This is a genomic window from Rhodococcus sp. EPR-157, from assembly GCF_001647195.1.
Taxonomy (GTDB): Bacteria; Actinomycetota; Actinomycetes; order Mycobacteriales; family Mycobacteriaceae; genus Rhodococcoides.
On sequence record NZ_LVCV01000637.1, the window covers coordinates 1 to 5,985 of the forward strand.

The following is a 5,985-nucleotide window of genomic DNA, read 5'->3' on the forward strand; positions in this document are numbered from 1 at the left end:
GTCGGAGATGGAACGGGTCCTGTCGGGGCGCCCCAAGCACTCCACACCCGACATCGTCGGTGACGGAGGAGACAGTCCGGCGTGGTCGCGTAAACGCGAGGTGTACGAAGGGAACGTGACGCGGTCGGCGGCTCCAACCACGCCGTACGCGGAACTGCACGCACACTCGGCCTTCAGCTTTCTCGACGGTGCCAGCCAACCCGAGGCGATGGTCGAGGAGGCGGTGCGGCTCGGGCTCGAATCGATAGCGATCACCGATCACGACGGCTTCTACGGTGTCGTGCGATTCGCAGAGGCGGCCAAGGCTCTCGGTATCGGCACTGTCTTCGGGGCCGAATTGTCGTTGGGGACGGCGAAGTCGAGAGCGGGCGAATTGGATCCGGACGGGATGCATCTGTTGGTTCTTGCGCGCGGGCAGGAGGGATACCGCAGACTGTCACGCGAAATCGCGACTGCCCACCTGGCAGGTGGGGTCAAAGGAAAGCCGCAGTACGACTTCGATGCTCTTTCGGCAGCATCGGGTGGGCACTGGCAGATTCTCACCGGCTGTCGAAAAGGCCATGTTCGACGCGCCTTACAGGTCGGTGGACCTGACGCTGTGGATGCTGCGTTGCGAGATCTGGTCGACAGGTTCGGCGCAGACCGAGTCACCGTCGAACTCACCCGTCATGGTGTGCCGGAGGACGACGAGCGCAACGACGCGCTGTTCGAGGCAGCAGTGCGGTGCTCTCTTCCCGTTGTCGCCACTACCGCGGCGCACTACGCGACGCCGGACAGTCGACGCCTGGCGATGGCAATGGCGGCTGTGCGTGCACGCAGCAGTCTTGACGAGGCCTCCGGGTGGTTGTCCCCAACGGGTGGGACGCATCTGCGATCGGGCGACGAGATGGCCGGCTTGTTTCGGCACTACCCGGGCGTCGTACGTGCTGCGGCAGAACTCGGACGTGAGTGCGCGTTCGATCTTCGGTTGATCGCCCCGCAGCTTCCGCCGTTCGATGTACCTGTCGGTCATACCGAGATCAGCTATCTCCGTATGCTCACACTCGACGGTGCCTCACGCAGATACGGCACACCGACCGAGCATCCGTCGGCCTATGCACAGATCGACTACGAGCTCGACATCATCGAGCGGTTGAACTTTCCTGGGTACTTCCTGGTCGTCCATGACATAGTCGCGTTCTGCAAGAGTAGTGACATCCTGTGTCAGGGAAGAGGATCGGCTGCGAACTCGGCGGTGTGCTACGCCATCGGGATCACCAATGTAGATCCCGTCGCGAACAATCTCCTCTTCGAGCGGTTCTTGGCACCCGAGCGTGACGGGCCTCCGGACATCGATGTCGACATCGAATCGGACAGGCGTGAAGAGGCGATTCAGCACGTGTACGAGAAGTACGGCCGTTCGTATGCTGCGCAGGTCGCAAACGTGATCACGTATCGAGGTAAGTCCTCGGTGCGTGACATGGCGCGCGCGCTCGGCTTCTCGCAGGGCCAGCAGGATGCGTGGAGCAAACAGGTCACCCGCTGGTCCAACATCGGCGATCAGGAGGGGAGTGACATACCGAAACCCGTTCTCGATCTGGCGCGGCAGATCGAGGGCTTCCCGCGGCACCTCGGTATCCACTCGGGTGGAATGGTGATCTGCGATCGTCCTATTGCCGATGTGTGCCCGGTCGAATGGGCGACCATGGCGGATCGCAGCGTGTTGCAGTGGGACAAGGACGACTGTGCTGCAGTGGGTTTGGTCAAGTTCGACATGCTCGGTCTCGGTATGTTGTCGGCTCTGCACTACATGATCGATCTGGTGGACGAGCACAAGGGAGTTCGGATCGATCTGGCGGAGATAGATTTGGGAGAGAAGGCCGTCTACGACATGTTGCAGCGCGCCGATTCGATCGGCGTGTTCCAGGTCGAGTCGCGCGCGCAGATGGCGACATTGCCGCGCCTCAAGCCGACCGAATTCTACGACTTGGTGGTCGAGGTTGCTCTGATCAGACCGGGACCCATCCAAGGCGGCTCGGTTCATCCGTACATCAAACGCCGCAATGGACTCGAGCCCGTCACGTTCGATCATCCGTCGCTGAAGAAGGCCCTCGATCGCACGCTCGGAGTGCCGCTCTTTCAAGAGCAGCTCATGCAGATGGCGATCGATGTCGCGGGTTTCAGCGCTGCCGATGCGGATCAGCTGCGTCGCGCCATGGGGTCGAAGCGTTCTCCGGAGAAGATGAACGAGCTGCGCGGCAGATTCTACGACGGTATGCGGGAGTTGCACGGAATCATCGGCGCCGCTGCCGATCGTATCTACGAAAAGTTGTCGGCATTCGCGAATTTCGGTTTTCCCGAGAGCCATTCGCAGAGCTTCGCGTCCCTCGTGTTCTACTCGTCCTGGTTCAAACTGCATCATCCCGCAGCGTTTTGCGCCGGGCTCCTGCGAGCTCAACCGATGGGGTTCTACTCTCCGCAGTCCTTGGTTGCCGATGCGCGGCGCCACGGTGTCCAGATCCATGGACCCGATGTCAATGCCAGTTCCTGGTATGCAGACCTCACCGGGGGTGGGTTCGAGATTCGGATGGGGCTGGCAGATGTGCGGAATATCGGCCAGGATCTCGCCGAACGTATCGTCGAGACTCGTATCCTCGACGGACCGTACTCGTCGTTCGTGGATCTCACCGGCAGAGTCGAGCTGTCCACGGCTCAGGCCGAATCTCTGGCAACTGCAGGAGCTCTCGGTTGCTTCGGGATCACTCGTCGGGAAGCGTTGTGGGCGGCCGGTGCCGCAGCGGGGGAACGTCCACATCTGCTTCCTGGACTCGGAGCATCGACGCGGGCGCCGGTGCTACCTGGAATGAGTGATCTGGATCTGGCATCGGCTGATGTCTGGGCAACGGGGGTATCACCCACGTCGTATCCGACTCAGTTCTTTCGCGAACAACTCGATCGGTTGGGAGTTCTTCCTGCGAATCGTCTGCTGCAGGTTCCAGACGGCGACCGGGTACTCGTCGGTGGTGCAGTGACTCATCGTCAACGACCCGCGACAGCAGGTGGCGTCACCTTCATCAACCTGGAGGACGAGACGGGAATGGTCAATGTCGTGTGCTCGGTGGGGCTGTGGGCAAAGTACCGAAAGTTGGCACTCACAGCTCCGGCCCTGCTCATTCGTGGCAAGGTGCAGAACGCCGAGGGTGCAGCAACCGTCGTCGCAGATCATCTGCAGCTCATGGATCTGAGGGTGCGTTCGAAGTCTCGGGACTTCAAGTGAACACTCACCAGGCACACTGGAGACGTGAACCTGCTCTTGCTCGCCGATACGCACGTGCCGAAGCGCGCGCGGGCCCTACCCGAACAGGTCTGGGCCGCTGTCGACGCCGCAGACGTCGTGATTCACGCAGGCGACTGGGTAGATATCGCTCTGTTCGACGAGATGCAGACTCGCGCGACGCGATTGATCGCATGCTGGGGCAACAACGACGGTGACGAACTCCGAGCACGTATGCCCGAACGCGCCGATGCCACCCTCGACGGTGTGAAGATTGCCGTTGTTCACGAAACGGGTGCCGCCGTGGGCCGCGAGAAGCGAATGGCCGCACAGTATCCGGACGTCGACGTGCTGGTGTTCGGGCACAGTCACATTCCGTGGGACAGCTTCACCGACAACGGAATTCGACTGCTCAACCCAGGTTCTCCGACCGATCGCCGCCGACAGCCATTCTGCACGTACATGACAGCGGTGATCGAGCGCGGGGACCTGCACGGTGTCGAGATCCACCGGCTTCCCGTGCGGTGAGCACCGTAGCCCAGTCGTTCGCCACTGGTCACGTGCGTGCGGTAGGGGAGCTGTCTCGGGCCTGATCGACGAGATCGTGCACGAGTCGAATGATGACATCCATGTCCGACATGACGCCGGCCCGCACTTCATCCTGTTCGGCGCGGCTGACTGGCGACGGGGAATCGGCGTCGAACGACATGACCATATCGATCTTCGCCCGCAATGCCTGCAGCGGTTCCATCAGCTCCTCACCGGCATCGGTGATCAGCTTGTTCTGACGCGCACCTGACACCGCAAGTGCCGCAAGCATCTCGTTGAAACTGTTGGCCAGCGAGGCGAGTTCGTCGTCTCCGGTCACGACGATAGGTTCGAGCTCGCCCGTTCGTGCCACCCGCTCGGTTGCATTGCGCAGCCTCTTGACCGGCCTCAGTCCGGTACGGGCAACCGCGGATCCGGCGATGCCTGCGAGCGCAACGAGAAATGCGCCGATCGAGACCAGTGCGAGTGTGAGCTTGGTGAGCAGAGGCTCGTTCGAATGGAGTGACTCGGCAACCATGAGGGTCTCGCCGGACGTGGTGCGCTTCGCGGTCAACGCGTATCCGCGCACTTCACGGAGCGATTCGCTGGCCGTTCCGTTCACGACGTTCTGTTCGGGCTCGTCGAACACACCGGCCGAATTGGTGAACGGCGTGGAGTCGGTGGTGAACGTGACGAATTCTCCATCGGACGTCACGAGCGTCGCTTTGATCGCAGGCCCATCGGGATTGCCTGCACCGAAACCGAACGCGGTGGAGGGCACTCCGGTCGTTGCACCGCTGATCAGAGCATCGGCGTTTCGCGACACCCGGTCACCCAATTGGTCCCGCAGGGCCTGCTCCGCGACCATATAGATCGCGAGCGCGCTGACCGCTACGGCGAGTGCAGCGAGACTCATCGTCAGGATTCGAATCCGACTGTGCAGTGAAAAGCTGTGGTGATAAGAAAACAATGCGGACCGTATCGATCGAAGTGTGCTGGCTGCCCTCGTTCCGGAGTAGGGCAGCGTCGGCATCGCTCCAGTATCCCTCGGTGGTACTGAGAGTGGTCTGAGAAGGCCCGCTTGTCAGTCGCCGGAGTGTTCGTGGTCGCTGGTGGCGATCGGTGCGCGGCGTGCCTGTTCGAGGACTTCGGTGGTCTGTCCACCGTGACTGCCCGGTCCGACGTGGGCTTCGGCGCGGAGCCGCTCGACCATGTGCGGATAGTGCAGCTCGAACGCCGGCCGCTCGGACCGGATCCGCGGCAACTCCGTGAAGTTGTGCCGCGGCGGCGGGCACGAGGTCGCCCACTCCAACGAGTTGCCGTAGCCCCACGGGTCATCGACGGTGACCACTTCGCCGTACCGGTAGGACTTGAACACATTCCACACGAACGGCAACGTCGACGCACCGAGCACGAACGCACCGATCGTGGAAATGATGTTGAGCGTGGTGAACCCATCCGAGGCCAGGTAGTCCGCGTAGCGACGCGGCATCCCCTCGGTGCCGAGCCAGTGCTGCACCAGGAACGTGCCGTGGAATCCGAAGAACGTCAACCAGAAGTGCCACTTGCCGAGCGTCTCGTCCAGCATCCGGCCCGTCATCTTCGGGAACCAGAAGTAGATCCCGGCGAACGTCGCGAACACCACCGTTCCGAACACCACGTAGTGGAAGTGCGCGACCACGAAGTAAGTGTCGGTGACATGGAAGTCGATCGGCGGCGAGGCCAACAGCACACCGGACAGACCACCGAAGAGGAACGTGATCAAGAACCCGATCGAGAACAACATCGGTGTCTCGAGCGTTATCTGGCCACGCCACATCGTGCCGATCCAGTTGAAGATCTTCACACCCGTCGGCACTGCGATCAGGAAGGTCATGAAGGAGAAGAACGGCAACAACACCGCACCGGTGGCATACATGTGGTGCGCCCAGACCGCGATCGAGAGCGCCGCAATGGCGATCGTCGCGTAGATCAGGGTGGTGTATCCGAACATCGGCTTACGCGAGAACACCGGGAACACTTCCGACACGATCCCGAAGAACGGCAACGCGATGATGTACACCTCGGGATGCCCGAAGAACCAGAACAGGTGCTGCCACAGGATCACTCCACCGGTGGCCGGATCGAACAGATGCGCACCCAGATGACGATCGGCCGCCAACCCCAACAACGCCGCCGTCAACAACGGGAACGCCAGCAGAATC

Annotated in this window: 4 protein-coding genes; 2 read left to right on the plus strand and 2 right to left on the minus strand. The window is 61.7% G+C overall.

Annotation, left to right across the window (positions count from 1 at the left end; genetic code table 11):
- Together A2J03_RS27000 and A2J03_RS27005 are read left to right on the plus strand one after the other, a co-directional pair.
- Window positions 1-3,256 (plus strand): error-prone DNA polymerase (locus tag A2J03_RS27000; protein ID WP_197480993.1); only part of this gene is annotated, 3,256 nt, incomplete at its 5' end.
- 24 nt (window positions 3,257-3,280) lie between these two features.
- Complete coding sequence (locus A2J03_RS27005) at window positions 3,281-3,781, plus strand: metallophosphoesterase family protein (RefSeq protein ID WP_068380486.1); 501 nt, start codon at window positions 3,281-3,283, stop codon at window positions 3,779-3,781.
- 28 nt (window positions 3,782-3,809) lie between these two features.
- Here the strand turns inward: A2J03_RS27005 and A2J03_RS27010 are convergent, their stop codons facing one another.
- The gene (locus A2J03_RS27010; protein WP_231912728.1) at window positions 3,810-4,697 is read right to left on the minus strand and encodes a HAMP domain-containing protein; all 888 of its coding nucleotides are present in this window, start codon (window positions 4,695-4,697) and stop codon (window positions 3,810-3,812) included.
- A gap of 168 nt (window positions 4,698-4,865) precedes the next feature.
- Window positions 4,866-5,985: cytochrome c oxidase subunit I (locus A2J03_RS27015; protein ID WP_197480994.1), on the minus strand; the 1,120-nt coding region annotated here is incomplete at its 5' end.

What these genes read in the sequence shown, in the direction of transcription:
- A2J03_RS27010 (WP_231912728.1), bottom strand. Translation starts at nt 4,697, where the DNA reads ATGAGTCTCGCTGCACTCGCCGTAGCGGTCAGCGCGCTCGCGATCTAT.